We start from the raw sequence: 704 nt of genomic DNA, 5'->3' as shown, positions 1-704 counted from the left end.
ACGACCAAATCGGGCAACCAGATCCGTCTGCTCGACGAGGTCGACATAATCACAGGCGTCTCAGGCGGCAGTTTCACCGCACTGGCCTACGGGCTGTATGGCGAAGAACTGTTTGATATTTACGAAAAGCGCTTTCTCAAACGCGACGTGCAGGGTGAATTGGTTGCCAGAGTCCTGAATCCAGTGAACTGGCCCGCCTTGTCTTCGACCGGTTGGGGACGGTCCGACGTGGCGGCGCAACTGTACGACGAAATTCTATTCAACGGCGCGACCTTCGACGACCTCGATCGCGCGGGTGGGCCGGCAATCGCGGTGAGCGCGACGGAACTTTCTACGGGCTCACGCCTTGTCTTCCTACAACAAAATTTCGATGTCATGTGCGCGGAGCTTGGCCCGTTCAAGCTTTCGCGCGCCGCTGCCGCGTCGTCAGCGGTGCCGGTCGTCTTGTCGCCAATAACGATCGACAACTACGGTGGAAGCTGCGGATATCATGAACCAGAGTGGCTTCGTCAGTTTACGGATACCCACGAACCCCCCAGGCCGGCCGGGCGGCTGCTGAAGCGCCTGCAGGAACTGCGGGAACTCGATGATGCCGAGGAAGACCGTTATTTTCATCTGGTGGATGGTGCCGTTTCCGACAACCTCGGCCTGCGTGGCGTGCTGGACATCCTCGAAACGTTCGAGGCGTTGCGAGGGGCGGGCCA

General features: G+C 59.5%; 1 protein-coding gene. It reads left to right on the top strand.

Going from position 1 to position 704, the window contains the following annotated elements:
• Positions 1 to 704: patatin-like phospholipase family protein (locus AWB74_RS45030; protein ID WP_200822134.1), on the top strand; the 704-nt coding region annotated here is incomplete at both ends.

Origin of the sequence: Caballeronia arvi, assembly GCF_001544695.2 — a bacterium.
Taxonomy (GTDB): domain Bacteria; phylum Pseudomonadota; class Gammaproteobacteria; order Burkholderiales; family Burkholderiaceae; genus Caballeronia; species Caballeronia arvi.
This window is presented reverse-complemented; position numbering and strand designations above follow the sequence as displayed.